We start from the raw sequence: 25,083 nt of genomic DNA, 5'->3' as shown, positions 1-25,083 counted from the left end.
GGGGTTGCCCTGCGAACGATAGGCATTGTTATGATGGGCAACGTTTCCGAGGAGTACGCGCATGCCGTTGCCGACGCTGAAAGACCAGTTTGCCGCCTTGATCGCCGCGCCTTCGGTCAGCTGTACCCAACCTGCGCTGGACCAGTCCAACCGCCAGGTTATCGACCTGCTGGCCGGTTGGCTCGGCGACCTGGGTTTCAAGTGCGATATCCAGCAGGTCAGCCCCGGCAAGTTCAACCTGCTGGCCAGCCGTGGCACCGGCCCGGGAGGGCTGGTGCTGGCCGGGCACAGCGATACCGTGCCCTATGACGAACAGCTGTGGGCCAGCGACCCGTTGAAGCTTACCGAGACCGATGGCCGCTGGGTCGGCCTGGGCAGTTGCGACATGAAGGGCTTCTTCGCCCTGGTCATCGAAGCGGTCATCCCGCTGCTGGAGCACGACTTCAAGGAGCCGCTGCTGATCCTTGCCACCTGCGACGAAGAAAGCTCCATGTCCGGCGCCCGTGCCCTGGCCGAGGCCGGCCAGCCACTGGGCCGTGCAGCGATCATCGGTGAGCCTACCGGGCTGCGGCCGATCCGCATGCACAAGGGCATCCTCATGGACCGCATCGACATCCTCGGTCGCAGCGGCCATTCGTCGGACCCAAGCCTGGGGCGCAGCGCCATGGAGGCCATGCATGCGGTCATGGGTGAGCTGATGGGCCTGCGCCAGCAGTGGCAACAAACCTATAGCAACCCGCAATTCACCGTGCCGACCCCGACCATGAACTTCGGCTGCATCCACGGCGGCGACAACCCCAACCGTATCTGCGGCCAGTGCGCCCTGGAGTTCGACCTGCGGCCACTGCCTGGCATGGACGTGGAGCAACTGCGCGCGGCCATTCGCGAAAAATTGCTGCCGGTTGCAGAGCGCCATGAGGTGCGCATCGACTATGCGCCGCTGTTCCCGGAGGTGCCGCCGTTCGAGCAGGCTGCCGATGTCGAACTGGTACAGGTCGCGGAGCGCCTGACCGGCCATCGCGCTGAAGCGGTGGCGTTCGGCACCGAAGCACCTTATCTTCAGCAACTGGGCTGCCAGACCATTGTGCTGGGCCCTGGCGACATTGCCTGTGCCCACCAGCCCGGCGAATACCTTGAAATGTCACGAATCGAGCCTACCGTGCGTCTATTGCGTGACCTGATCCGGCACTATTGCCTGCACTAAACGTCAATCGAACTGATTCGTTCCTGCCTAGAGGAGACCGCGCGTGACCGCAAGCCTGTTCCGACGATGATCCTGAACGCCCCCTGCATCGCCGTTCTCCGTCCACTTATCCACAGGCTCTGTCATGCCCGATTACGTCAACTGGCTGCGTCATGCATCCCCCTATATCAATGCCCATCGCGACTGCACCTTCGTGGTCATGCTCCCTGGCGATGGGGTGGAACACCCTAATTTCGGCAACATCGTCCACGACCTGGTGCTGCTGCACAGCCTGGGCGTGCGCCTGGTGCTGGTGCATGGCTCGCGCCCGCAGATCGAAAGCCGGCTGGCTGATCGCGGGCTGACCCCGCACTACCACCGGGGCATGCGTATTACTGATGCGGCCACCCTGGACTGCGTGATCGATGCCGTCGGCGCCCTGCGCCTGGCCATTGAAGCGCGGCTGTCGATGGACATTGCCGCTTCGCCCATGCAGGGCTCGCGCCTGCGCGTGGCCTCCGGCAACCTGGTCACTGCGCGGCCGATCGGCGTGCTCGAAGGCGTGGACTACCACCACACTGGCGAAGTGCGCCGGGTCGACCGCAAGGGCATCAGCCGCCTGCTCGACGAGCGCTCCATCGTGCTGTTGTCGCCCTTGGGCTACTCGCCTACCGGGGAAATCTTCAACCTGGCCTGCGAAGACGTGGCTACCCGCGCGGCCATCGAACTGGGTGCCGACAAATTGTTGCTGTTCGGCGCCGAGCCGGGCTTGTTGGACGCTGACGGTAGGCTGGTGCGCGAACTGCGCCCGCAGCAGGTTGCCCCGCATCTGCAGCGTCTTGGCAGCGACTACCAGGGCGAACTGCTGGATGCTGCGGCCGAGGCCTGCAAAGGCGGCGTGGCGCGCAGCCATATCGTCAGCTATGCCGAGGACGGCGCGCTGCTCACCGAGCTGTTCACCCGTGGCGGTGGCGGTACGCTGGTGTCGCAGGAACAGTTCGAAGTGGTGCGCGAGGCAACTATCGAGGATGTGGGTGGCTTGCTGGAGTTGATCAGCCCGCTGGAAGAGCAGGGCATCCTGGTGCGCCGTTCGCGCGAAGTGCTGGAGCGAGAGATCGAGCAGTTCAGCGTGGTCGAGCGCGAGGGCATGATCATCGCCTGTGCGGCGCTGTACCCGATTGCCGATTCCGAGGCCGGCGAGCTGGCTTGCCTGGCGGTGAACCCGGAGTACCGCCATGGCGGGCGTGGGGACGAGCTGCTGGAACGGATCGAGAGCCGGGCACGGCAGATGGGCTTGAGTACTTTGTTCGTGCTGACTACGCGCACGGCGCACTGGTTCCGCGAGCGCGGCTTTGCGCCGAGTGGCGTGGAGCGGCTGCCGGCGGCGCGGGCTTCGCTGTACAACTACCAGCGCAATTCGAAGATTTTCGAGAAGCCCCTGTAAGCGTGGACCGCCCTCTTCGCGGGCTCGCCCGCGAAGCAGGCGACACCGGTCTCAAACAAAAAACGCCGCCCTTGAGGGGCGGCGTTTTTGTTTACACGGTATGCAGGTACCAGTTGTACTCGAGGTCGGAGATCGAGTGCTCGAACTCTTCCAGCTCGCTTTCCTTGCACGCGACAAAGATGTCGATGTACTTCGGATCGATGTACTTGTTCAGGATCTCGCTGTCGTCCAGCTCGCGCAGGGCATCGCGCAGGTTGTTCGGCAGGCTTTGCTCCAGCTGCTCGTACGAGTTGCCTTCGATCGGCTCGCCCGGCTCGACCTTGTTGGTCAGGCCATGGTGTACGCCCGCCAGCACCGCAGCCATCATCAGGTACGGGTTGGCGTCGGCACCGGCTACGCGGTGCTCGATGCGCACGGCGTCCGCAGAACCCGTTGGCACGCGCAGCGCCACGGTGCGGTTGTCCAGGCCCCAGCTTGGCGCGTTCGGCACGTAGAACTGCGCGCCAAAGCGGCGGTACGAGTTGACGTTCGGGCAAAGGAATGCCATGGACGCGGGCAGGGTCTCGAGCACACCGCCGACAGCGTGACGTAGCGCGGCGTTCTGCTCGGGATCCTCGCTGGTGAAGATGTTGTTGCCATCTTTGTCCAGCACGGAAATGTGCACGTGCAGGCCGTTGCCTGCCTGGCCCGGGTAGGGCTTGGCCATGAAGGTGGTGTCCATTTCATGGTCGTAGGCGATGTTCTTGATCAACCGCTTGAGCAGTACCGCGTAGTCGCAGGCCTTGAGCGGGTCGGCCACGTGGTGCAGGTTGACTTCGAACTGCGCCGGGGCGCTTTCCTTGACGATGGCATCGGCCGGGATGCCTTGTTCTTTCGCGCCTTCAAGGATGTCCTGCAGGCAGTCGGCATATTCGTCGAGGTCGTCGATCAGGTACACCTGGGTCGACTGCGGGCGCTTGCCCGAAATTGGCGAGCGTGGTGGCTGCGGGCGGCCGTTCACGTTCTCCTGGTCGATCAGGTAGAACTCCAGTTCGAATGCGGCGCAGATAGTCAGGCCCAGTTCGTCGAACTTGGTCACCACCTGACGCAGCACTTCGCGCGGGTCGGCGAAGAACGGCTCGCCTTCCAGTTCGTGCATGGTCATCAGCAGCTGGGCGGTGGGGCGCTTTTGCCACGGCTCGTTACAGAGCGTGTCGGGGATTGGATAGCAGATGCGGTCAGCATCGCCGATGTCCAGGCCCAGCCCGGTGCTTTCGACGGTGGAACCGTTGATGTCCAGGGCGAAGAGGGAGGCCGGCAGGTTGATGCCTTTCTCGTAAACCTTGTGGAGGCTGGTGCGCTCAATGCGCTTGCCACGCACCACACCATTCATATCTGCAATCAGAAGGTCAACGTAGAGAACCTCAGGATGTTCCTTAAGGAACGCGTTCGCTTCGTTAAGCTGAACGGCACGCGGGGGTACCGACATGATGCAACACCTTTGTTGTTAAAAATATCAATCAAGGGGGGCTTGCAAGACCAGTCAATCGAAAAGCCATACTGATGTCAAGCCAACCCCATGATGCCCTGAAATGGCACATCTACGGCAGATTTGCTGCATATCGGGGCAAACCATTATCCGCTATTTCCTGCGTAAAGGGCTATCTCCGGTGCGCCGTGTTTTATTTTTTACGGAGGTGTTGTGTAAAAAAATGAACAAGGCTAAGCTCGGTCTCAACCCAGAACACAATAATACGAGGGTCACATGGTCCGCTTGCCGCGACCTGAAAGCACTGCCTGCGCAGTGCCAACAGGCACTTCCGTCATTTTTGCAAGCTTCGTCAATGGCGTGGTCGCCCTGGCCGCAATAATTGACGTTTCGCGTTCCCGGACCGGTCCTCGCAGCGGCTTGCCGCCCTTCGCTTCGTCTTCCTGCCTTTTGAACTCATTACGGACACAGCTGATTTCAGTGTATCCACTGTGGCTCTGCGCGTGGGTTTTTGCTTTAGCAATCTACTCCATCCAGAATCAAGTCGTGGACCACCTTACCTCCTGAGGTATTTATGAGTAACAACCTCGACCAGCTCACCGATTGGTTGAAAGAGCACAAGATTACCGAAGTCGAATGCATGATCAGCGACCTGACCGGCATCACGCGCGGCAAGATTTCGCCAACCAACAAATTCATCGCCGAAAAAGGCATGCGGCTGCCCGAGAGCGTGCTGCTGCAGACCGTGACCGGTGACTACGTCGACGACGACATCTATTACGAACTGCTCGACCCGGCAGACATCGACATGATCTGCCGCCCTGACGAGAACGCCGTGTTCCTCGTGCCGTGGGCTATCGAACCGACCGCACAGGTCATCCACGACACCTACGACAAGAAGGGCAACCCGGTCGAACTGTCGCCGCGCAACGTGCTGAAAAAAGTGCTCAAGCTCTACGCCGACAAGGGCTGGCAGCCGATCGTCGCCCCCGAGATGGAGTTCTACCTGACCAAGCGCAGCGAGGACCCGGACTTTCCGTTGCAGCCCCCGGTCGGCCGTTCAGGTCGCCCGGAAACCGGCCGTCAGTCGTTCTCGATCGAAGCTGCCAACGAATTCGACCCGCTGTTCGAAGATGTCTACGACTGGTGCGAGCTGCAGCAACTGGACCTCGACACGCTGATCCACGAAGACGGCACGGCGCAGATGGAAATCAACTTCCGTCACGGCGACGCCCTGCACCTGGCCGACCAGATCCTGGTGTTCAAGCGCACCATGCGCGAGGCGGCGCTCAAGCACAACGTGGCCGCCACCTTCATGGCCAAACCGATGACCGGCGAGCCGGGCAGTGCCATGCATCTTCACCAGAGCGTGGTCGACGTGGCGACCGGCAAGAACATCTTCAGCAATGAAGACGGCAGCATGAGCGAGCTGTTCCTCAACCACATCGGCGGCCTGCAGAAGTTCATCCCCGAGGCGCTGCCGCTGTTCGCGCCCAACGTCAACTCGTTCCGCCGCTTCCTGCCCGACACCTCGGCGCCGGTGAACGTGGAGTGGGGCGAAGAAAACCGCACCGTCGGCCTGCGCGTACCGGATGCCGGCCCGCAAAGCCGGCGCGTCGAAAACCGCCTGCCGGGCGCCGACGCCAACCCTTACCTGGCCATCGCCGCCAGCCTGCTGTGTGGCTACATCGGCATGGTCGAAGGTATCGAGGCCAGCGCGCCAGTGCAGGGCCGTGGTTACGAACGCCGCAACCTGCGCCTGCCCCTGACCATCGAAGACGCCCTGGAACGCATGGAAAACAGCCGTGCGCTGGTGCAGTACCTGGGCAAGAAATTCATTACCGGATATGTCGCCACCAAGCGCGCCGAGCACGAAAACTTCAAGCGCGTCATCAGTTCCTGGGAGCGTGAGTTCCTGCTGTTCGCTGTCTGATCAACCCTGGTGCCGCAGGAGCGCGGCGGTCCAATAACGGAGAAGCACATGAGCGTCAACAACCCGCAAACCCGTGAATGGCAAACCCTGAGCGGGGAGCATCACCTCGCACCCTTCAGTGACTACAAGCAACTGAAGGAGAAGGGGCCGCGCATCATCACCAAGGCCCAGGGTGTGCATTTGTGGGATAGCGAGGGGCACAAGATCCTCGACGGCATGGCCGGTCTATGGTGCGTGGCGGTCGGCTACGGCCGTGAAGAGCTGGTGCAGGCGGCAGAAAAACAGATGCGCGAGCTGCCGTACTACAACCTGTTCTTCCAGACCGCTCACCCGCCGGCGCTCGAGCTGGCCAAAGCGATCACCGAAGTGGCGCCGAAAGGTATGACCCATGTGTTCTTCACCGGCTCCGGCTCCGAAGGCAACGACACTGTGCTGCGCATGGTGCGTCACTACTGGGCGCTTAAGGGCAAACCGCACAAGCAGACCATCATCGGCCGTATCAACGGTTACCACGGTTCCACCTTCGCCGGTGCTTGCCTGGGTGGCATGAGCGGCATGCACGAGCAGGGTGGCTTGCCGATCCCGGGTATCGTTCACATCCCTCAGCCTTACTGGTTCGGCGAGGGCGGCGACATGACCCCTGACGAATTCGGTGTCTGGGCTGCCGAGCAGCTGGAGAAGAAGATCCTCGAAGTCGGCGAAGACAACGTCGCTGCCTTCATCGCCGAGCCGATCCAGGGCGCAGGTGGCGTGATCATCCCGCCGGAAACCTACTGGCCCAAGGTGAAGGAGATCCTTGCCAAGTACGACATCCTGTTCGTCGCCGACGAGGTGATCTGCGGCTTCGGCCGTACCGGCGAGTGGTTCGGCTCTGACTACTACGACCTCAAGCCCGACCTGATGACCATCGCGAAAGGCCTGACCTCTGGTTACATCCCCATGGGCGGTGTGATCGTGCGTGACACCGTGGCCAAGGTGATCAGCGAAGGCGGCGACTTCAATCACGGTTTCACCTACTCCGGCCACCCGGTGGCGGCCGCGGTGGGCCTGGAAAACCTGCGCATCCTGCGTGACGAGAAAATTGTCGAGAAGGCGCGCACGGATACGGCACCGTATTTGCAAAAGCGTTTGCGCGAGCTGCAGGACCATCCTCTGGTGGGTGAAGTGCGCGGCCTGGGCATGCTGGGTGCGATCGAGCTGGTCAAGGACAAGGCCACCCGCAGCCGTTACGAAGGCAAAGGCGTGGGCATGATCTGTCGCACCTTCTGCTTTGAGAACGGCCTGATCATGCGTGCGGTGGGTGACACCATGATCATCGCGCCGCCGCTGGTAATCAGCCATGCGGAGATCGACGAACTGGTGGAAAAGGCACGCAAGTGCCTGGATCTTACCCTTGAGGCGATTCGATAAGCGTTTGCTAGGCTAGCGTTGTGACATTAAGCCGTTACATGGCCCTGCTTTCCTTGATACAGGGCCTTGTAACTTGCCAGACTAGCGGCTGTTTCAGTCGCCGCGCGCTCTGCACCGTGGGTTCTGGCTGCTGGACAGTTGCTAAATAAAAATTCTGGAGCATTACGCATGAATAAAATGGGCAAAACGTTGCTGGCCGCCGCCCTGATGGGCGCCATGGCCTCCGCTGTTCAGGCTGAAGACAAAGTGTTGAACGTCTATAACTGGTCGGACTACATCGCTCCGGACACCATCGCCAAGTTCGAGAAGCAGACGGGTATCAAGGTCAAGTACGACGTCTTCGACAGCAACGAAACCCTGGAAGCCAAGCTGCTGGCAGGCAAGTCGGGCTATGACATCGTCGTGCCGTCGAACAACTTCCTGGCCAAGCAGATCAAGGCGGGTGTGTACGAGGAGCTGGACCGTTCGAAACTACCGAACTGGAAGAACCTTGACCCCGACCTGCTCAAGGCCGTTGGCGATGCCAGCGACAAGGGCAACAAGCATGCCTTCCCTTATATGTGGGGCTCGATCGGCATCGGCTACAACCCGGAGAAGGTCAAGGCTGCGCTGGGTGTGGACAAGATCGATTCGTGGGACGTGGTGTTCAAGCCTGAGAACATCGCCAAGCTCAAGAGCTGCGGCGTGAGTTTCCTCGACGCCCCGACCGAAATGCTCCCGGCTGCGCTGCACTACCTCGGCAAACCGACCGACAGCACCAAGAAAGAAGACCTGAAAGCCGCCGAAGACCTGTTCCTCAAGATCCGTCCTTCGATCACCTACTTCCACTCGTCCAAGTACATTGGCGACATGGCCAACGGCAACATCTGTGTAGCCGTCGGTTACTCGGGTGACCTGGAGCAGTCCAAGGCCCGTGCCCATGAAGCGGGCGACAAGGTAAAAGTGGACTACGTCATTCCGAAGGAAGGTGCCGGTACCTTCTACGACATGGTCGCCATCCCGAAAGATGCCGAGCATAAAGACGCTGCCTACCAGTTCATGAATTTCCTGATGCAGCCGGAAATCATGGCTGAAATCACCAATGCCGTGCGCTTCCCGAACGGGAACGCTGCTGCCACCCAGTTCGTGGACAAAGACATCACCAGCGACCCGAGCATCTACCCGCCTGCCGAAGTGAAGAAGAAGTTGTACGCGATCGCTGCGCCTGACGCTTCTGTGCAGCGAGTGATCACCCGCAGTTGGACGAAGATCAAGTCGGGCAAGTAAGCCTGATGCGACAGCTCTGGGCCGGGTTTCCTGGCCCAGAGCCATTGAAAGGTAATTGATGATTGCGGCATCGAAGCTGCGAAGTTAAGTTGCGCGCCGGTTTTGCGTGTGCGGCAGCATTGTCGCTACCCAGGCACTGATTGTGAGGACCCCCACTTGTCTATTTCTGTATTCCGCAAGGCCTTGATGGCTGGCGCGGGCCTGACGCTGGCATGCAGCGTCCAAGCGGCGCCGACGGTGCACTTCTATAACTGGTCCGACTACATCGGCCCTAACACACTCGCGGACTTCGAGAGCGCCACGGGCATCAAGCCTGTGCAAGACGTGTTCGACTCCAATGAAACCCTGGAAGGCAAGCTGCTGGCCGGTAACACCGGTTATGACGTGGTGGTGCCGTCCAACCATTTCCTCGGCAAGCAGATCAAGGCGGGCGCGTTCCAGAAGCTCGACAAGAACCTGCTGCCCAATTATTCCAACCTCGACCCGGCGCTGATGAAGCGCCTGGAAAAGAACGACCCGGGTAACCAGTACGCGGTGCCTTATCTGTGGGGCACCAACGGCATCGGTTACAACGTCGACAAGGTCAAGGCTGCGCTGGGCGTGGATACCATCGACTCCTGGGCCGTGCTGTTCGAGCCCGAAAACATGAAGAAGCTCTCCAAGTGCGGTGTGGCCTTCCTCGACTCGGCGGACGAAATGCTGCCAGCGGTGCTCAACTACATGGGCCTCAACCCGAACAGCACCGACCCCAAGGATTACGCCAAGGCCGAGCAGAAGCTGCTGGCGGTGCGCCCGTACGTGACCTACTTCCACTCGTCCAAGTACATCAGCGACCTGGCCAACGGCGATATCTGCGTCGCGGCAGGTTTCTCGGGTGATGTGTTCCAGGCCAAGGCTCGCGCTGAAGAAGCGAAGAAGGGCGTGAACCTGGCCTACGCCATTCCCAAGGAAGGCGGCAACCTCTGGTTCGACGTGCTGGCGATCCCCAAGGACGCCAAGAACGTCAAAGAGGCGCATGCCTTCATCAACTATTTGCTGAAACCTGAGGTTATCGCCCAGGTCAGTGATTACGTCGGTTACGCCAACCCGAACCCCAAGGCTGGCGACCTGATGGACCAGGCCGTGAGGACTGACGCTGCGGTTTACCCACCGCAGGAAGTGCTGAACAAGATGTTCGTGAACTCAGAGTTGCCACCCAAGGTGCAACGGCTGATGACCCGTAGCTGGACCAAGGTCAAGTCGGGCAAGTAAAAAATCCAGACCCGCGGCGGCCTTTGCAGGTCTGGCCGCGCGGGCACAAAAATCTTGTTGGGAGTTTCACTCATGGCAGTTGCCTCCGGTGCCTATAAAAAAGCCCTCGAGGGTGACCAGCAACCCAAGCAGGTGCTGGTCAAGATCGACCGGGTCACGAAAAAGTTCGACGAAACGGTAGCCGTGGACGATGTGTCCCTGGAAATTCGCAAGGGTGAGATCTTCGCCTTGCTGGGTGGCTCCGGTTCCGGCAAGTCTACCTTGCTGCGCATGCTGGCCGGCTTCGAGCGCCCTAGCGAAGGGCGGATCTTCCTCGATGGCGTCGACATCACCGATATGCCGCCCTACGAGCGGCCGATCAACATGATGTTCCAGTCCTACGCGTTGTTCCCGCACATGACCGTGGCGCAGAACATCGCCTTCGGCCTGCAGCAGGACAAGCTGCCCAAGGCCGAGATTGATGCGCGCGTGGCCGAGATGCTCAAGCTGGTGCACATGACCCAGTACGCCAAGCGCAAGCCGCACCAGTTGTCGGGCGGCCAGCGTCAGCGTGTGGCGTTGGCCCGCTCGCTGGCCAAGCGCCCCAAGCTGCTGCTGCTCGACGAGCCGATGGGTGCACTGGACAAGAAACTGCGTTCGCAGATGCAGCTGGAGCTGGTCGAGATCATCGAGCGCGTGGGTGTGACCTGCGTGATGGTGACCCACGACCAGGAAGAGGCCATGACCATGGCCCAGCGCATCGCCATCATGCACCTGGGCTGGATCGCCCAGATCGGCTCGCCAGTGGACATCTACGAGACACCTACCAGCCGCCTGGTGTGCGAGTTCATCGGTAACGTCAACCTGTTCGAAGGTGACGTGGTCGATGACGCCGAAGGCTACGCGATCATTGCCAGCCCGGAGCTGGAGCGCAAGATCTACGTGGGCCACGGCATCACCACTTCGGTTGAAGACAAGCACATCACCTACGCCCTGCGCCCGGAGAAACTGCTGGTAACCACCAAGCAGCCCGAGTTCGAGCACAACTGGTCGCGCGGCAAGGTGCACGATATCGCCTACCTGGGTGGCCACTCGGTGTTCTATGTGGAGCTGCCGAGCGGCAAGGTCGTCCAGTCGTTCGTCGCCAACGCCGAGCGCCAGGGTGCTCGTCCTACCTGGGGCGATGAAGTGTACGTGTGGTGGGAAGACGACAGCGGCGTGGTACTGCGGTCATGAAACTGCGCAAGCTCAAGCGAGCCTTCCAGCGTCTGGTCCCGGAGGGGCGGCATCTGGTGATCGGCGTGCCGTTCATCTGGCTGTTCCTGTTCTTCATGCTGCCGTTCTTCATCGTCCTGAAGATCAGTTTTGCCGAAGCTGATGTGGCAATTCCGCCTTATACCGAGATCTACACCTACGTCGAAGACAAGATCCAGCTGGTCCTCAACCTGGCCAACTACGGGCTGTTGACCGAGGATGATCTGTATCTCGCGGCCTATCTGGGTTCGTTGAAGATGGCGTTCTTCAGCACCCTGCTGTGCCTGCTGATCGGCTTCCCGATGGCCTACGCCATCGCCAACGCCAAGAAGGAGACCCAGACGGTCCTGCTGTTGCTGATCATGATGCCAACCTGGACCGCGATCCTGATCCGCGTCTATGCCTGGATGGGTATCCTCAGCAACAATGGCCTGCTCAACGGTTTCCTGCTGTGGACCGGGTTGATCGACCAGCCGTTGCAGATCCTCAACACCAACCTGGCGGTGTACATCGGCGTGGTCTATTCGTACCTGCCGTTCATGATCCTGCCGCTGTTCGCCAACCTTGTGAAGCATGATCCGAGCCTGCTCGAAGCTGCATCCGACCTGGGTTCGAGCACCTTCAACAGCTTCTGGAAGATCACGGTACCGCTGTCGAAAAACGGCATCATCGCCGGCTGCATGCTGGTGTTCATTCCGGTGGTGGGCGAGTTCGTGATCCCGGAACTGCTGGGCGGCCCGGAAACCCTGATGATCGGTAAAGTGCTGTGGCAGGAGTTCTTCAACAACCGTGACTGGCCGGTAGCATCCGCCCTGGCGGTGGTAATGCTGGCGATCCTGATCGTGCCGATCCTGCTGTTCAACCGTAGTCAGGCCAAAGAGATGGAGGGCCGCGCATGAAACGCTTCAGTTTCTCCAAGCTGATGCTGGTGCTCGGCTTGCTGTTCATCTACCTGCCGATGCTGATCCTGGTGATCTACTCGTTCAACGCCTCCAAGCTGGTGACGGTGTGGGGGGGCTGGTCGATCAAGTGGTACGTCGGCCTGCTCGACAACACCCAGCTGATGGGTTCGGTGATGCGCTCGCTGGAAATCGCCTGCTACACGGCGGTGGCAGCGGTGGCGCTGGGTACCCTGGCAGCCTTCGTGCTGACCCGCGTCACCCGCTTCAAGGGCCGCACGCTGTTCGGTGGCCTGGTCACTGCGCCGCTGGTAATGCCCGAAGTGATCACCGGTCTGTCGCTGTTGCTGCTGTTCGTGGCCATGGCGCAGTCGATCGGCTGGCCCCAGGAACGTGGTGTCGTCACCATCTGGATTGCCCACACTACGTTCTGTGCGGCGTACGTCGCGGTGGTGGTGTCGGCTCGCCTGCGTGAGCTGGACCTGTCGATCGAGGAAGCGGCGATGGACCTGGGTGCCAAGCCGTGGAAGGTGTTCTTCCTGATCACCATCCCGATGATCGCACCGTCGCTGGCGGCGGGCGGCATGATGTCGTTCGCCCTGTCGCTGGACGATCTGGTACTGGCCAGCTTCGTCTCCGGGCCTGGCTCGACCACCTTGCCGATGGAAGTGTTCTCGGCGGTGCGCCTGGGCGTGAAACCGGAGATCAACGCCGTGGCCAGCCTGATATTGCTGTCGGTATCGCTGGTGACCTTCTTCGTCTGGTACTTCAGCCGCCAGGCCGAAGAGCGTCGTCGCAAGGCGATTCAGCAGGCGATCGAAGAGGGTGCTGCGGCCAACGCTTCGCAGCCGCAGGTCAAGCGCTCGGCGCAGGTGGCTGCATCGGCCTGAGCCGGCCCTTTCGCGGGCACGCCCGCTCCCACAGTCGTAGTGCACAACCTTTAAAATGTGCGCGGTCGCTGTGGGAGCGGGTTTACCCGCGAATTCCCCCAGCACACATTCAGAGCCAGACTGCATCCCAGTGTGGATAGTCCCTGACACTTCTTGCCAAGCCGGCCCGCAACGGGTTGGCAACTATGTATCTGGCGACATGCACTATGCTTTCCTCCCTTCTCAGTGCCCGGTCCTGATATCCAGGCTGCCATACCGGATGATGCTCAACCCCTGCCTGATGTAACGCGAGACTGGACCTGGACTTGAACCTGCGCATCAAGGTATCCAGCGTTGCTCCTTTCAATTCGATCAGCCAATGCAGATGGTCGGGCATCAACACCCAGGCCAGTGAACGGCAGGCTTGGTCGTGATCGGATTGCCGCAATTGATGAATGACCAAGCGGGCATGGTGGAATTCATCGAATAGCGGCTTGCGCTGATGGGTAATGGTGGTCAGCAGATAGAGTCTGCCGAGCTCTGAATAGCGACCACGACGAAGCAGGTGGGATTGAGCTCTGGGCATCAGGTTCTTCCTTGCAAACAGATGACCTCCCAAAGGTAGTAACTGTGATGCCGGCGCAATGAAGTGGATGGTTTCTGGATATGGCAGAGGTTATATGTACCTGTACCGGCCCATTCGCGGGTGAACCCGCTCCCACAGGTACTGTACAGAATTCAGCATAGGCACGATCTCTGTGGGAGCGGGTTCACCCGCGAAGAGGCCCGCACCGGCTGTGAAAATGCCGGAATGATCCCCGCCAGTGATGTTTATCGAACCCTGAACTACGCTCACAGTCGCATCCCACAAATCATTTGTGCGCAAGCAAGGAGCCAGCATGGCGTTGATGCGTCCGCTGTCGGTCGTCTGTCTGGGGTTGTTGTACATGCTCACCGGCTGTAGCAAGGAAGAGGTTCCCGAGACACTGCCTCGGGTGGGTGTGCAGCAGGTCCAACCCACCGATTTCGCTGCCAGGGTCACCCTGACCGGCGACGTACAGGCGCGGGTGCAGACAGATTTGTCATTCCGCGTTGGCGGCAAGATCATTTCGCGTAGCGTCGACGTGGGCGATCACGTCAAGGCCAACCAGGTGCTGGCACGGCTGGACCCGAAAGACCTGCAGAACAATGTCGACTCGGCCAAGGCCGAAGTGTTCGCCGCGCAGGCGCGGGTCACCCAGACCAGCGCGGCCTTCGTGCGCCAGCAGAAACTGCTGCCCAAGGGCTACACCAGCCAGAGCGAATACGATGCTGCTGAAGCCGCGCTGCGCAGCAACCAGAGCGCACTCAAGGCCGCCCAGGCGCAACTGGCCAATGCCAACGAGCAACTCAGCTACACCGCACTGGTCTCCGAGGCCGCCGGGGTAATCACCGAGCGCCAGGCCGAGGTTGGCCAAGTGGTGCAGGCGACCATGCCGATCTTCAGCCTGGCCGTCGATGGCGACCGCGATGCGGTGTTCAACGTCTACGAGTCGCTGCTGGTGGCGCCGCCCAGTGATGCCGGGGTAGTCGTGAGCCTGCTGGACGATCCCAAGGTCCAGGCCCGTGGCTTCGTGCGCGAAATCACCCCCACCGTGTCCGCGCAAAGCGGCACCGTGCAGGTCAAGGTGGGGCTCAAGGACGTGCCGCCCGAGATGCAGTTGGGGGCACCGGTTACTGCCACTACCAATGCCCAGGGCCGGCCCAGCGTCGAGTTGCCATGGTCGGCGCTGACCAAGGCCCTGCATGAGCCTGCCGTGTGGGTGGTGGGCGAGGGCGACAAGGTGGAACTGCGCAAAGTCGAAATCCGCCGCTACCTCACCGGCAAGATTGTGGTCGCCAGCGGCCTGAAAGGCGGCGAGACCGTAGTGGTCAACGGCGGCCAGTTGCTGCACCCCGGCATGCAGGTACAGAAGGTCGACGCCAAGAGCCCAGGGGGTGAGCTATGAAGCGTCTGTTGCTGATGCTCTCGGCCGGTGTGCTGCTGGCGGGTTGTAGTAGTGAAGAAGAGGCACCAGAGCCGATTCGGCCAGTGCTGTCGGTCAAGGTCGAACCTCAGGTGCAGTCGCAGCTGGGCCGTTTCGCCGGCAGTATCCAGGCGCGCTTCGAAAGCACCTTGGGCTTCCGGGTTTCCGGGCGCATTGCCCGGCGCTGGCTGGACGTCGGGGCGCGGGTGAAACCGGGCGACACCTTGGCCACCCTGGACCCGACCGACCAGCAGAACCAGTTGCGCGCTGCCGAAGGCGATCTGGCCAAGGTGCAGGCACAGTGGATCAACGCCCAGGCCGATGCCCGTCGCCAGCAGCAGTTGTATGACCGTGGGGTTGGTGCCCAGGCACAGCTGGATATCGCCCAGACCAACCTGAAAACCACCAGCGCAGCGTTGGAACAGGCCCGCTCCGCCGTCAGCCAGGCCCGTGATCAGCTCGACTACAGCACCCTGCGTTCCGATCACGCTGCCGTGATTACCGCGTGGCAGGCCGAAGCCGGGCAAACTGTAACCGCTGGTCAAGCCGTGGTGACCCTGGCCCGGCCGGACGTGAAGGAAGCGGTCATCGACCTGCCGATCGATCTGGCCGAGCAGTTGAGCAAAGACCTGACCTTCACTGTTGCCTCGCAACTGGACCCGACCATCAACACCACAGCGAGCCTGCGCGAACTGGAGCCTCAGGCTGATGCCACCACCCGTACCCGCCGTGCTCGCCTGACCCTGGCCAGCACACCGGCGGCCTTCCACCTCGGCACCTCCATCAGTGTGACCCTTAGCTCGGAAGTGTCCCCGCGCAGCGAACTGCCCCTGAGTGCCTTGCTTGAGCGTGACGGCAAGACCCAGGTGTGGGTGATCGATACGCAGCACAAGACCGTGGCCACCCGTGACGTAGCGCTGATCGACCGCACCGCTGACAGCATCGTACTGAGCTCCGGCGTGCAGCCCGGTGAACGCGTGGTCACAGCCGGCGTCAACAGCCTCAAGCCTGGCCAGAAGGTCACCTTCGACGAGGATGCGCAATGAAAGGAAGCTTCAACCTGTCCGACTGGGCACTCAAGCATCAATCGTTCGTCTGGTACCTGATGTTCGTTAGCCTGTTGATGGGGATTTTTTCCTACTTCAACCTGGGCCGCGAGGAAGACCCGTCGTTCACCATCAAGACCATGGTCATCCAGACCCGCTGGCCCGGTGCGACCCAGGACGAAACCCTGTACCAGGTTACTGACCGCATCGAGAAGAAGCTCGAGGAACTCGACTCGCTCGACTACACCAAAAGCTACACCCGCCCCGGCGAGTCCACGGTCTACGTGTACCTTCGCGACACCACCAAGGCCAAGGACATTCCGGATATCTGGTATCAGGTGCGCAAGAAGATCCAGGATATTCGTGGCGAATTTCCCGCTGGTATTCAGGGGCCGGGCTTCAACGACGAATTCGGTGATGTATTCGGCTCGATCTATGCCTTTACCGCTGACGGCCTGACCCTGCGCCAACTGCGGGACTACGTGGAACAGGCGCGGGCCGAGGTCCGCGATGTACCCAACATCGGCAAGATCGAGCTGGTCGGCACCCAGGACGAAGTGCTGTACCTGAACTTCTCCACCCGCAAGCTGGCAGCCCTGGGCATTGATCAGCGCCAGGTGATGCAGGCACTTCAAGCACAGAATGCGGTGACGCCGGCCGGCATGATCGAGGCCGGCCCGGAGCGCATCTCGGTGCGTACGTCCGGGCAGTTTGCCTCGGAAAAAGACCTGCAATCCGTCAACTTGAGGATCAACGACCGCTTCTTCCGCCTGGCTGATATCGCCGACATCGAGCGCGGCTACGTCGACCCGCCTTCGCCAATGTTCCGTTACAACGGCCAGACAGCCATTGGCCTCGCCATCGGCATGAAGGCCGGCGGCAACATCCAGGTGTTCGGTGCAGCGTTGAAAAAGCGCATGGACCAGGTGGTCCAGGACCTGCCGGTGGGTGTCGGGGTACACACCGTTTCTGACCAGGCCGTGGTGGTCAAGCAGGCGGTCGGCGGTTTCACCAGCGCGCTGTTCGAGGCGGTGGTGATCGTGCTGGCTGTGAGCTTTGTCAGTCTTGGCGTGCGCGCCGGGCTGGTGGTGGCCTGCTCGATCCCGCTGGTGCTGGCCATGGTGTTCGTGTTCATGGAGTACAGCGGCATCACCATGCAGCGGATTTCGCTGGGGGCGCTGATCATTGCGCTTGGCCTGCTGGTGGACGATGCGATGATTACTGTGGAGGTGATGGTCACGCGGCTGGAAATGGGCGAAAGCAAGGAGCAGGCGGCGACGTTCGCCTACACCTCCACAGCCTTCCCCATGCTTACCGGCACCTTGGTGACCGTGGCCGGGTTCGTGCCTATCGGCCTCAACGCCAGCTCTGCGGGTGAATACACGTTCACCCTGTTCGCGGTGATCGCCGTGGCCCTGATCGTGTCGTGGGTGGTGGCGGTTTTCTTCGCGCCGGTGCTTGGGGTGCATATTCTCAAAAGCGACAAGATCAAGGCCCACGAAGCTGAGCCTGGCCGGGTCGGGCGGGCATTTGAAGGCGGGTTGCTGTGGTGCATGCGCAACCGCTGGTTGACCATCATCGGCACCGTGGTGCTGTTCGCCCTGTCGATCTTCTGCATGCGTTTTGTGCAGAACCAGTTCTTCCCGTCCTCGGACCGCCCGGAAATTCTCGTCGACCTCAACCTGCCGCAGAACGCTTCGATCGAGGAGACGCGCAAGGTAGTCGACCGCTTCGAGGCGCGGATCAAGGACGACCCGGACCTGGTGCACTGGAGCACCTACATTGGCCAAGGCGCGATCCGCTTCTACCTGCCCCTCGACCAGCAGTTGCAGAACCCGTACTACGCGCAGCTGGTGATTGTCAGCAAGGGCTTCGAAGAGCGTCAGGCCATGATGGACCGCCTGCAGAAGATCCTGCATGAAGAATTCGTCGGCGTCGGCACCAACGTGCAATCGCTGGAGATGGGCCCGCCAGTGGGCCGGCCGATCCAGTACCGGGTCAGCGGTGCCGACATTGACCAGGTACGCAAACACGCCATCGAGCTGGCCACCTTGCTCGACCAGAACGAGCACATCGGCGAGATGATCTACGACTGGAACGAGCCGGGTAAGGTGCTGCGCGTGGAAATTGCCCAGGACAAGGCACGCCAGCTGGGCCTGTCGTCCGAAGATGTTGCCAATGTGATGAACAGCATCGTCAGTGGCGTGCAGATCACCCAGGTCAACGACAACATCTACCTGGTCGATGTGGTCGCCCGCGCCGAAGACAGCGAGCGTGGCTCGCCTGATACCCTGCAGAACCTGCAAATTCTTACCCCTAACGGCACGTCGATCCCGCTGCTTTCGTTCGCCACCGTGCGCTACGAACTGGAACAGCCGCTGGTATGGCGCCGCGACCGCAAGCCGACCATTACCATCAAGGCCTCGGTCAATGGCGACATTCAGCCCACTGACCTGGTGGCCCAGCTGAAGCCAAAAATTGACGAGTTCGCCAGCAAGCTGCCGGTCGGTTACGAAGTGGCCACGGGTGGTACGGTTGAAGAAAGCAGCAAGGCCCAGGGGCCGATCGCCAAGGTCATCCCACTGATGCTGTTCCTCATGGCGACCTTCCTGATGATCCAGTTGCACAGCGTGCAGAAGCTGTTTCTGGTGGTCAGCGTGGCGCCGCTGGGCCTGATTGGTGTAGTGCTGGCGTTGGTGCCCACGGGGACGCCGATGGGCTTCGTGGCGATCCTCGGCATCCTTGCGCTGGCTGGCATCATTATTCGTAACTCAGTGATTCTGGTGACCCAGATAGACGAGTTCGAAGCCCATGGCCTGTCGCCGTGGGATGCGGTTGTAGAGGCCACCAACCACCGGCGCCGGCCGATCCTGCTGACGGCGGCGGCGGCGAGCCTGGGCATGATCCCGATTGCCCGCGAGGTGTTCTGGGGCCCCATGGCCTACGCCATGATTGGCGGGATCATCGTGGCCACCTTGCTGACGCTGCTGTTCCTGCCGGCGCTGTACGTGGCCTGGTACAAGATTCGCGAGCCTGAAAACAGTACCAAAACCCAGCGCTGAACCCTGTGGGAGCGGGCGTGCCCGCGAATGCGATGGTGGATTCACTGCCGCATTCGCGGGCACGCCCGCTTCCACAGAGGTATTTTGTCGCCTGCAAAATCGTGATCTGATTTTGGTTATATAAAAATGCTTAAACAGTATTTTTAAGAATAACCGCGCCTCACTACTATTGCCCTCAAGCCAGGCGCAAATCCCCTTCAAACCTCTGCCCGGCGCCCTCACTCCAAGGAGAACGAGCATGAGTGCATCTCTGCGTAGCATCGACGGCCAGGACGAAGCCACCCTCTTGCGTGAAATCCAGAGCGCCTTGCGCGACCTGCGTTTCGGTGCGGTGGAGATCACCGTGCACAACGCTCAGGTCGTACAGATCGAGCGCAAGGAGAAGTTCCGCCTGCAACAGCCCGGCAACAAGCCCGGCTGATCGGCGCCACAACATCCAAAACTAGAAAAATGCCAATCGGGAGCTTCACCATGTCCATCCGCCGTTATGCGCTCGCCGCCCTGGCCAGTGCTGTTTTTGCCGGTTCCGCCATCGCCAAGGACTACGAACTGCTCAACGTGTCCTACGACCCGACCCGTGAGCTTTACCAGCAGTACAACGCCGAGTTCATCAAGCACTGGCAACAGGCACACCCGGGCGACAAGGTGAAAATCCAGCAATCCCATGGGGGGTCGGGCAAGCAGGCCCGTGCGGTGATCGACGGTCTGCGCGCTGACGTGGTGACCCTGGCCCTGGCCGGTGACATCGACGAAGTGGCCAAGCTTGGCAAGACCCTGCCCGAGGACTGGCAGACCCGCCTGCCTGACGCCAGCACCCCGTACACCTCGACCATCGTGTTCCTGGTGCGCAAGGGCAACCCGAAAGGCATCAAGGACTGGGGCGACCTGATCAAGAAGGATGTGTCGGTCATCACCCCGAACCCGAAAACCTCTGGCGGTGCCCGCTGGAACTTCCTCGCGGCGTGGGCCTACGGCCTGAAGGCCGGCGGTAGCGAAGAGAAGGCCAAGGCGTATGTGCAGGAGCTGTTCAAGCACGTCCCGGTGCTGGATACCGGCGCCCGTGGTTCGACCATCACCTTCGTCAACAACGGCCAGGGCGACGTGTTGCTGGCCTGGGAAAACGAGGCCTTCCTGGCCCTGAAGGAAGACGGTGGTGCCGACAAGTTCGACATTGTCGTGCCGTCGCTGTCGATCCTGGCCGAGCCGCCAGTGGCCGTGGTCGACAAGAACGCCGAGCGGAAGGGCAATACCGAGATTGCCACCGAATACCTCAAGCACCTGTACAGCCCGGCCGGGCAGAAGATTGCCGCCGAGAACTTCTACCGCCCGCGTGACGAGAAAGTCGCTGCGGAGTTCGGCAAGCAGTTCCCGAAACTGGACCTGGTGACCATCGACAAGGACTTTGGTGGGTGGAAGGCTGCACAACCGAAATTCTTCAATGACGGCGGTGTGTTCGACCAGATCTATCAGGCACAGTAAGGGCCCCAAGATTCAGAAGCCTGCACTTGCCCGGAAACTCTCCGGGCCAAGTGCGTTCAACCAGGGATATTTATGTCACGTCGCATCTCCCCCGTCATACCCGGCTTCGGGCTGACGCTGGGCTACACCTTGGTGTACCTCAGCCTGATCGTGCTGATACCGCTGGCGGCCATGTTCATCCATGCCTCGCAGCTGACCTTCGAGCAGTTCTGGAACATCATCAGTGCGCCGCGGGTGATCGCCGCGCTCAAGCTGAGTTTCGGCACCGCCCTGTTCGCCGCCATCATCAACGGTGTGATCGGTACCCTGCTGGCCTGGGTGCTGGTGCGCTACACCTTCCCCGGGCGCAAGGTCATCGATGCCATGATCGACCTGCCGTTCGCCTTGCCCACCGCCGTTGCCGGTATCGCCCTGACTGCCCTGTACGCGCCGCAGGGCTGGGTCGGCCAGTTCGCCACCGACCTGGGCTTCAAGATCGCCTACACCCCGCTGGGCATCACTCTGGCACTGACCTTCGTGACCCTGCCGTTCGTGGTGCGCACGGTGCAGCCGGTACTGGCCGACATCCCGCGTGAAGTGGAAGAGGCTGCAGCCTGCCTGGGGGCCAAGCCATTGCAGGTGTTCCGCCACATCCTGGCGCCGGCCCTGCTGCCGGCATGGCTCACCGGCTTCGCCCTGGCCTTCGCCCGTGGCGTAGGCGAGTATGGTTCGGTGATCTTCATTGCCGGCAACATGCCGATGAAGACCGAGATCCTGCCGCTGTTGATCATGGTCAAACTCGACCAGTACGACTATACCGGCGCGACCGCCATCGGCGTGCTGATGCTGGTGGTTTCCTTCATCCTGCTGCTGCTGATCAACCTGCTGCAGCGCCGCATCGAAACCCCTTGAAGGAGGCCGGCATGTCCAGTCCATCCCTGAGTGCAAGTGCCGCAGCCAACGCCGCCCGCCGTGGCAGTGCCACAGCGCGGCGTACCCTGATCGGCCTTGGCTGGCTGGTGTTCACCCTGTTCCTGCTGCTGCCGCTGGTGATCGTGGTATCCCAGGCGCTGAAGAACGGTTTTGGCACCTTCTTCGAGGCGATTTTCGAACCCGATGCGTTGTCGGCGCTGAAGTTGACCCTGCTCGCCGTGGCTATCTCGGTGCCGCTGAACCTGGTATTTGGCGTAAGCGCTGCATGGTGCGTGAGCAAGTACACCTTCCGTGGCAAGAGCATCCTGGTCACCCTGATCGACCTGCCGTTCTCGGTGTCGCCCGTGATCGCCGGCTTGGTCTACGTGCTGATGTTTGGCGCGCAAGGCCTGTTCGGTCCGTGGCTGCAGGACCACGATATCCAGATCGTGTTCGCCCTGCCTGGCATTGTCCTGGCGACCATTTTCGTTACCGTACCGTTCGTGGCCCGTGAGCTGATCCCGCTGATGCAGGAGCAGGGCACGCAAGAGGAGGAGGCTGCACGGCTGCTCGGTGCCAACGGCTGGCAGATGTTCTGGCACGTCACACTGCCGAACATCAAATGGGGCCTGATTTACGGCGTGGTGCTGTGTACCGCGAGGGCCATGGGCGAGTTCGGCGCGGTGTCGGTGGTGTCGGGCCACATCCGTGGCGTGACCAACACCTTGCCGCTGCATGTGGAGATTCTCTACAACGAGTACAACCACGTCGCGGCCTTCAGCGTGGCCAGCCTGTTGCTGATCCTGGCGCTCTTCATCCTGCTGCTCAAGCAGTGGAGCGAGAACCGTATTAACCGCCTGCGCCACAGCGCCGCGGAGGAATGATTCATGTCGATCGAAGTTCGTAACGTCAGCAAGCGCTTCAACAGCTTCCAGGCCCTGAACGCTATCAACCTGGACATCAACAGCGGCGAGCTGGTGGCCTTGCTCGGCCCGTCCGGCTGTGGCAAGACCACCCTGCTGCGCATCATTGCCGGCCTGGAAACCCCGGACCAGGGCAACATCGTGTTCCATGGCGAGGACGTTTCCGGCCATGACGTGCGTGACCGTAACGTCGGGTTCGTGTTCCAGCACTACGCGCTGTTCCGCCACATGAGCGTGTTCGACAACGTTGCCTTCGGCCTGCGCATGAAGCCCAAGGGCGAGCGCCCGAGCGAGAGCAAGATTGCCGAGAAGGTGCATGAGTTGCTGAACATGGTGCAACTGGACTGGCTGTCCGATCGCTACCCTGAGCAGCTTTCCGGTGGCCAGCGTCAGCGTATCGCCCTGGCCCGGGCCCTGGCGGTGGAGCCGAAGGTGCTGCTGCTGGACGAGCCATTCGGTGCGCTGGATGCCAAGGTGCGCAAGGAGTTGCGTCGCTGGCTGGCGCGGCTGCACGAGGATATAAACCTGACGTCGGTTTTCGTGACCCACGACCAGGAAGAAGCCATGGAAGTAGCCGACCGCATCGTGGTGATGAACAAGGGCGTGATCGAGCAGATCGGCTCGCCGGGCGAGGTGTACGATCAGCCGGCCAACGATTTCGTCTACCACTTCCTGGGGGACTCCAACCGCCTTGCCCTGAGCGAGGGCCACCACGTGTTGTTCCGCCCGCACGAGGTATCGCTGTCGCGGCATGAGACCGAAGGGCACCACGCGGCCGAGGTGCGCGACATTCGGCCGTTGGGCGCGACCACGCGGGTGACCTTGAAGGTGGAAGGGCAGAGCGAGCTGATCGAGGCCGAGGTGGTGAAAGACCATGACAGCCTGACCGGGCTGGCGCGGGGGGAAACGTTGTTCTTCCGGCCGAAGGTCTGGCAGAAGGTAGCGGATATCTGAGTCGCACAAGGTTAAGAGAACCCGGGCATGGTCCCGGGTTTTTCTTACGTGAAAGGTGGACGGGGCGGGTATGCAGCCCTTACGAGAGAGCGACCGCTGCCCGTTGTTTATGCCATTAAAGAATTAATAAATATCTTCTTATTCCTTTACGAATATATCGCCCACCCTATACTTGTCTCCAAGCACGCAAACTTACTGGAGGCGTCCCCATGCGCAATGACTCGATTCGCTACCTGATTGTGCCGGGCTGGCAAGGGTCGCCAGACAACCATTGGCAAAGTCACTGGCAGCGCACCCTGCCCAACAGTGCCCGGGTCGAACAGGACGACTGGCTCACCCCGCAGCGGCAGGACTGGGTGCACGCGCTGGAGCAGGCGATTGCCGCCGAGCGCTCGCCGGTGATCCTGATTGCCCACAGCCTTGGTTGCATCACTGTCGCCCATTGGGCAGCGCAGGCAAGCCCGGCCTTGCTGCGGCAGGTGCGTGGTGCACTGCTGGTGGCGCCGGCAGATGTCGAACGGCCCACTTGCGCGTCAGTGCTGCGCAACTTTGCGCCGATCCCTACCGAGGTGCTGCCGTTCCCCAGCCAGGTCGTCAGCTCGGACAACGACCCGGCCGTGAGCGTGCCGAGGGCGCTGTACCTGGCCCAGGCATGGAACGCCGAAGCAGGTTTGCTGAGCAACGCGGGGCACATCAACGTCAAGTCCGGTCATGAGCGCTGGGAACAAGGCTTCGCCTACCTGTATCGCTTGCAGAGCCGGATCGAGCAGCACGCACTGCGCCGCGCCTGATCGACCTTACTGTTCACCCTTTGCCTGACGCCTGGCCATCACGGGCCTGGGGCGGGAGTTCGTCATGACGTTTCACAACCCCTTCGGCCAGCCGCTTCTGACCTTCCCCGAGCTGGACAAGAGCCCGCTCAGCATTCGTGCCAAGGCGCTGGTGTTCATCGACCCGCGCTCGCAGCAGTTGCGCGAGGACCTTGAGCGCCTGGCGCCACAACCTTTGCCGGTGCTGATCCGAGGCGAGACCGGCACCGGCAAGGAGCTGCTGGCTCGGCAGATCCACCGTGCCAGCGACCGTGGAGGGTTGTTCGTGTCGGTCAACTGCGCGGCCATCAGCCCCACCTATGCCGATGCCGAGCTGTTTGGCTATAGCGCTGGCACCCATGGCGGTACAGCCAGCAGCCGCGCCGGCTGGTTCGGTTCGGCCAGCGGCGGCACCTTGTACCTGGACGAGATTGCCGACTTGCCGCTGGCCATCCAGGACAAGCTGCTGGCGGCCCTGGAAAACCGCGAGGTCACTCGGGCGGGTGCGCAGCAGCCACAGCCGGTTGACGTGCGTCTGGTCGCCGCCACCAGCATCGACCTGGCCCGTGTGGTACGTGCAGGGCGCTTCAACGAACGCCTGTACCAGTATCTGCGCGAGGGCGCGCTGGAACTGCCGCCGCTGCGCGAGCGGCCGGGCGATATCCTGCCGCTGGCCGAGTACTTCGTGGGCATCTACAGCGTGCGCCTGCAACGGCCACTGCCCTTGGTGAGCGAGGCGGCGCAGCGGGTGCTGGAGGCGCATTTCTGGCCGGGCAATACCCGCGAACTGGAGAACGTTATCCACTTTGCCTTGCTGGTCAATGACGGCGAAGAGATCCTGCCAGAGGATCTCGAACTGCCTGACCCCGCGCGTTAGACATCGCTCATGGGTAAAGAGGCTGATGGAATTGTGTTTTTGGAATAAGCAGCTAAGTAAAAGATATTGTTGCGGAATAA

General features: G+C 61.4%; 21 protein-coding genes. 19 read left to right on the top strand and 2 right to left on the bottom strand.

All coding sequences use genetic code 11. The features are described 5' to 3' along the window. The first annotated feature begins 61 nt into the window (after positions 1 to 61). Both argE and argA read left to right on the top strand, forming a co-directional pair. Entirely contained in the window at positions 62 to 1,204 is a 1,143-nt protein-coding gene (gene argE, locus QCL51_RS24100; protein ID WP_021783547.1) for an acetylornithine deacetylase, read from the top strand. A 124-nt stretch (positions 1,205 to 1,328) separates the two neighbouring features. Continuing rightward, the gene (gene argA / locus QCL51_RS24095; protein ID WP_003253723.1) at positions 1,329 to 2,627 is read left to right on the top strand and encodes an amino-acid N-acetyltransferase; all 1,299 of its coding nucleotides are present in this window, start codon (positions 1,329 to 1,331) and stop codon (positions 2,625 to 2,627) included. Between the two features lie 91 nt (positions 2,628 to 2,718). Here the strand turns inward: argA and QCL51_RS24090 are convergent, their stop codons facing one another. Continuing rightward, complete coding sequence (locus tag QCL51_RS24090; protein ID WP_021783548.1) at positions 2,719 to 4,095, bottom strand: glutamine synthetase family protein; 1,377 nt, start codon at positions 4,093 to 4,095, stop codon at positions 2,719 to 2,721. A gap of 574 nt (positions 4,096 to 4,669) precedes the next feature. Between QCL51_RS24090 and QCL51_RS24085 the strand changes: the two genes are divergently transcribed. From QCL51_RS24085 to QCL51_RS24055, 7 genes are all read left to right on the top strand, one after another. Beyond that, positions 4,670 to 6,028 (top strand): glutamine synthetase family protein, encoded by a 1,359-nt coding sequence (locus QCL51_RS24085; RefSeq protein WP_003253727.1) that lies wholly within the window; start codon positions 4,670 to 4,672, stop codon positions 6,026 to 6,028. 48 nt (positions 6,029 to 6,076) lie between these two features. Then, positions 6,077 to 7,438, top strand: coding sequence for an aspartate aminotransferase family protein (locus QCL51_RS24080; protein ID WP_021783549.1), 1,362 nt, complete (start codon positions 6,077 to 6,079; stop codon positions 7,436 to 7,438). Positions 7,439 to 7,606: 168 nt separating this feature from the next. Next, positions 7,607 to 8,704: a polyamine ABC transporter substrate-binding protein gene (locus QCL51_RS24075; RefSeq protein ID WP_021783550.1), complete on the top strand. Its 1,098-nt coding sequence runs from the start codon at positions 7,607 to 7,609 to the stop codon at positions 8,702 to 8,704. Between the two features lie 156 nt (positions 8,705 to 8,860). After that, the gene (locus tag QCL51_RS24070) at positions 8,861 to 9,955 is read left to right on the top strand and encodes a polyamine ABC transporter substrate-binding protein (RefSeq protein WP_021783551.1); all 1,095 of its coding nucleotides are present in this window, start codon (positions 8,861 to 8,863) and stop codon (positions 9,953 to 9,955) included. 72 nt (positions 9,956 to 10,027) lie between these two features. Continuing rightward, positions 10,028 to 11,170 (top strand): polyamine ABC transporter ATP-binding protein, encoded by a 1,143-nt coding sequence (gene potA, locus QCL51_RS24065; protein WP_021783552.1) that lies wholly within the window; start codon positions 10,028 to 10,030, stop codon positions 11,168 to 11,170. Further along, positions 11,167 to 12,087, top strand: coding sequence for an ABC transporter permease subunit (locus QCL51_RS24060; RefSeq protein ID WP_021783553.1), 921 nt, complete (start codon positions 11,167 to 11,169; stop codon positions 12,085 to 12,087). The genes potA and QCL51_RS24060 overlap by 4 nt, the downstream gene beginning before the upstream one ends. Next, complete coding sequence (locus QCL51_RS24055; RefSeq protein WP_021783554.1) at positions 12,084 to 12,977, top strand: ABC transporter permease subunit; 894 nt, start codon at positions 12,084 to 12,086, stop codon at positions 12,975 to 12,977. The genes QCL51_RS24060 and QCL51_RS24055 overlap by 4 nt, the downstream gene beginning before the upstream one ends. Positions 12,978 to 13,086: 109 nt before the next feature. Here QCL51_RS24055 and QCL51_RS24050 read toward each other — a convergent pair whose 3' ends face one another. Continuing rightward, the gene (locus QCL51_RS24050) at positions 13,087 to 13,542 is read right to left on the bottom strand and encodes a transposase (RefSeq protein ID WP_021783555.1); all 456 of its coding nucleotides are present in this window, start codon (positions 13,540 to 13,542) and stop codon (positions 13,087 to 13,089) included. Positions 13,543 to 13,855: 313 nt separating this feature from the next. On the opposite strand from QCL51_RS24050, the gene QCL51_RS24045 reads away from it, so the two are divergent. From QCL51_RS24045 to QCL51_RS24000, 10 genes are all read left to right on the top strand, one after another. Continuing rightward, positions 13,856 to 14,944, top strand: a complete 1,089-nt coding sequence (locus QCL51_RS24045) for an efflux RND transporter periplasmic adaptor subunit (RefSeq protein WP_021783556.1) — start codon at positions 13,856 to 13,858, stop codon at positions 14,942 to 14,944. Further along, positions 14,941 to 16,008: an efflux RND transporter periplasmic adaptor subunit gene (locus QCL51_RS24040; protein ID WP_021783557.1), complete on the top strand. Its 1,068-nt coding sequence runs from the start codon at positions 14,941 to 14,943 to the stop codon at positions 16,006 to 16,008. The genes QCL51_RS24045 and QCL51_RS24040 overlap by 4 nt, the downstream gene beginning before the upstream one ends. Then, positions 16,005 to 19,070, top strand: a complete 3,066-nt coding sequence (locus tag QCL51_RS24035) for an efflux RND transporter permease subunit (protein ID WP_053870421.1) — start codon at positions 16,005 to 16,007, stop codon at positions 19,068 to 19,070. The genes QCL51_RS24040 and QCL51_RS24035 overlap by 4 nt, the downstream gene beginning before the upstream one ends. Positions 19,071 to 19,308: 238 nt before the next feature. Continuing rightward, positions 19,309 to 19,491 (top strand): sulfur starvation response protein OscA, encoded by a 183-nt coding sequence (gene oscA, locus QCL51_RS24030; RefSeq protein WP_021783559.1) that lies wholly within the window; start codon positions 19,309 to 19,311, stop codon positions 19,489 to 19,491. Between the two features lie 50 nt (positions 19,492 to 19,541). Further along, on the top strand, positions 19,542 to 20,549 hold the full coding sequence (locus QCL51_RS24025) for a sulfate ABC transporter substrate-binding protein (RefSeq protein ID WP_338444387.1): 1,008 nt from the start codon (positions 19,542 to 19,544) through the stop codon (positions 20,547 to 20,549). Positions 20,550 to 20,621: 72 nt separating this feature from the next. After that, the gene (gene cysT / locus QCL51_RS24020; protein ID WP_009683704.1) at positions 20,622 to 21,440 is read left to right on the top strand and encodes a sulfate ABC transporter permease subunit CysT; all 819 of its coding nucleotides are present in this window, start codon (positions 20,622 to 20,624) and stop codon (positions 21,438 to 21,440) included. 11 nt (positions 21,441 to 21,451) lie between these two features. Further along, on the top strand, positions 21,452 to 22,324 hold the full coding sequence (cysW, locus tag QCL51_RS24015; RefSeq protein WP_325949446.1) for a sulfate ABC transporter permease subunit CysW: 873 nt from the start codon (positions 21,452 to 21,454) through the stop codon (positions 22,322 to 22,324). A gap of 3 nt (positions 22,325 to 22,327) precedes the next feature. Further along, a complete protein-coding gene (locus QCL51_RS24010; protein WP_003248965.1) occupies positions 22,328 to 23,317 on the top strand; it encodes a sulfate ABC transporter ATP-binding protein in 990 nt (329 codons plus the stop codon). A 209-nt stretch (positions 23,318 to 23,526) separates the two neighbouring features. Then, the gene (locus QCL51_RS24005) at positions 23,527 to 24,108 is read left to right on the top strand and encodes an alpha/beta hydrolase (RefSeq protein WP_021783563.1); all 582 of its coding nucleotides are present in this window, start codon (positions 23,527 to 23,529) and stop codon (positions 24,106 to 24,108) included. A gap of 64 nt (positions 24,109 to 24,172) precedes the next feature. Further along, positions 24,173 to 25,003, top strand: a complete 831-nt coding sequence (locus QCL51_RS24000; protein WP_338444383.1) for a sigma 54-interacting transcriptional regulator — start codon at positions 24,173 to 24,175, stop codon at positions 25,001 to 25,003. Positions 25,004 to 25,083 lie beyond the last annotated feature (80 nt).

Source organism: Pseudomonas sp. LTR0, assembly GCF_036630035.1.
Taxonomy (GTDB): Bacteria; Pseudomonadota; Gammaproteobacteria; order Pseudomonadales; family Pseudomonadaceae; genus Aquipseudomonas; species Aquipseudomonas putida_Y.
This window is presented reverse-complemented; position numbering and strand designations above follow the sequence as displayed.